At 74.5% G+C, this 2,453-nt stretch carries 2 protein-coding genes; both read right to left on the reverse strand.

What is annotated here, in order from left to right; all coding sequences use genetic code 11:
* Positions 1 to 175: 175 nt before the first annotated feature.
* On the reverse strand, positions 176 to 1,279 hold the full coding sequence (gene thiO, locus VF647_24815; protein ID HEX8455324.1) for a glycine oxidase ThiO: 1,104 nt from the start codon (positions 1,277 to 1,279) through the stop codon (positions 176 to 178).
* Entirely contained in the window at positions 1,276 to 2,406 is a 1,131-nt protein-coding gene (locus VF647_24820) for a M20/M25/M40 family metallo-hydrolase (GenBank protein HEX8455325.1), read from the reverse strand. Before VF647_24820 ends, thiO begins: the two co-directional genes overlap by 4 nt.
* Positions 2,407 to 2,453 lie beyond the last annotated feature (47 nt).

Consider the following 2,453-nt stretch of genomic DNA (forward strand, 5'->3'; position numbering starts at 1 on the left):
GCGGGCGGAGTTCTCCCCCTCACCCGCCCTGCGCCCCCGCAGGCGGGGGAGGGGGCCGGGGGGAGGGGGCCCTCCGCGCGGCACCAAAGCCCGCCCCCTCTCTCGATGACAGGAGGGCGCAGCCCTCTCCTGTTATCGGGAGAGGGGGCAGCGAGGAACGAGCGGGGGTGAGGGCCTACCCAAACCGCCCCACCCCAAATCCCGCCATCGCACCATCCACCCGCCCCAGCAGCCCCTCCCCGACCAGCTCGCCGGTCAGCGGCGCGAGGAGGATGCCGTTGCGGAAGTGGCCGGTCGCGTAGTGCAGGCCGGCGAGGTCGGGGTCCGGGCCGAGGATCGGGAAGCCGTCGGGGGTGCCGGGGCGGAGACCGGCCCACGTCTCCACCACCGCCGCGTCGGCGAGGGCGGGGGCGATCTCGACGGCGCCGGCGAGGAGGCCGAGCAGGCCGCGCGGTGTGACGGTCTTGCGGAAGCCCAGGTGCTCGACGGTGGCGCCGGCCAGCACGCGGCCCTCGGTGCGCGGCACCAGGTAGCAGCGCGGCGAGTCGATCACGTGGCGGAAGAGCGGGGGGATCGACTCGAGGGCCAGAATCTGGCCGTGCACAGGCTCAACCGGGAGAGGGCGGGGAAGGCCCTCCATCCGCCCCGCCCAGCTTCCTCCCGCCAGCACCACGGCGCCCGCATCGATGCGCTCACCGCCCGCCAGCATCACGCCCGCGACGCGGCCGCCGTCGCGCAGCAGGGCGACGGCGTCGGCGCCGAGGCGGAAGTCGACGCCGGCGCGGGCGGCGGCGCCCCAGAGCGCGCGGCCCAGCGCACGGTTGTCCGCCTGGTGATCGCCGGGGAAGCGCACGGCCCAGCGCGTGGCGGGGGACACCGCCGGCTCCAGGGCGCGCACCGCATCCGCATCCAATCGTTCGACGGACAGCTCCGCGGCGGACTGCCAGGCGAATCGGTGCTCCAGCTCCGCCTCGTCCTCGTCACGGAGCGCCAGGTACAGCGTGCCCGCGTCGCCGTAGCCGATGTCGATCCCCGTCTCCTCCGCGAGGGCGGCGGCGAAGGCGGGGTACATGGCGCGGGCGCGGAGGAGGAGGTCGAGGAAGGGGCCGGGCGAGTCCGCTTCGGCGAGGGGGGAGAGCATGCCGGCGGCGGCGTGCGAGGCCTCCATCCCGGGCGTGGCGCGCTCCACCACCACGACGCGCAGCCCGCCGCGCGCCGCGTGGCGGGCGACGGCGCACCCGATCACCCCCCCGCCTACGACGACGACGTCCGCGTTCACCCCGGCGCGGCTCCCGTCAGAAAAAGCTCGAACAGGCGTACCGTCGCCTCCACGTCGGAGGGGTCGACGGCCTCGAACGGGGAGTGCGAGTAGCGGATGGGGGGCGCCACCAGGAGCGCCTCCATCCCCTGCCGCACCAGGTGCGCGCCGTCGGACGAGTAGTGGAAGAGCACCATCTCCTGGATGGGAATCCCGTTGCGCCCCGCCACCTCGCGCATCGCGTGGATCAGGCGGCGCGAGTAGTGAACCGAGGAGTCGCGGTGCACCAGCGTCGGGCCGCCGCCCAGCCGCACCGGGACGTGCTCGCCGGAGGTGGTGGGGATGTCGCCCGCCAGCCCGTTGTCGATCACGAAGCCGATGTCATAGGCGCGCCCGTCGCGGGCCAGCGACGACGCGCCCACCATCCCGATCTCCTCCTGCACGGTGAGCGCGAGCGTCACGTCGTAGCGCGGCGCCTGCACCGACAGCCGGCGCGCCAGCTCCACCAGCACCGCCACGCCCAGCCGGTCGTCCATCGCCTTGCCCACCAGGAGCCTGCCCAACTTGCGCGGCGGCGAGTCCCACACCATCCGCGTGCCGATGCGGATGCCGCGCTCCCCACACTCCCGCGCGGTGAGCCCCACGTCCACGAACAGGTCGTCCCACCCCAATCGGAGGCGGTCCTTTTGCTCCGGTGTCATGGCGTGGCCCGTGGTGGTCGCCACGACGCCGGGGAGCTCGCCGCCGTCGGCCAGAATCCGGACCGGCGCGCCCAGGAAGTAGGGGAAGGAGAAGACGTCGCGCTCGCCCGGCAGCACGCGCAGGAAGCCGTCCGGAGTGATGGAGCGCACGATCAGCGACAGCTCGTCGGCGTGCGCCGCCAGCAGCACGCGCGGGCCGGGGCCGGGGATGTGGAGGAAGAGGTTCCCCACCGGCGACTGCGTCACCTCGCCCAGCGCGCGCCACTCGCGCGCGACCCACTCCAGCACCGCGTCCTCCTGGCCGGTAGGGCCGGGGAGGAGGGAGAGGGTGCGGATCAGCTCCTCCATCCCCTCCGCGCGGGTGCGCGGGGGGGCGGGGTGCGGCGCGGAGGCCGGCGCGTACGAGGGTTCGGGGCGCGCATCGTGCCCGCCGAAGTCATTGCTCATTCAGTTCTCCCATTTTCCCCGCCCTGCGCCATGTACCGCCGCGACAG

This window comes from Longimicrobium sp., assembly GCA_036387335.1.
Lineage (GTDB): Bacteria > Gemmatimonadota > Gemmatimonadetes > Longimicrobiales > Longimicrobiaceae > Longimicrobium.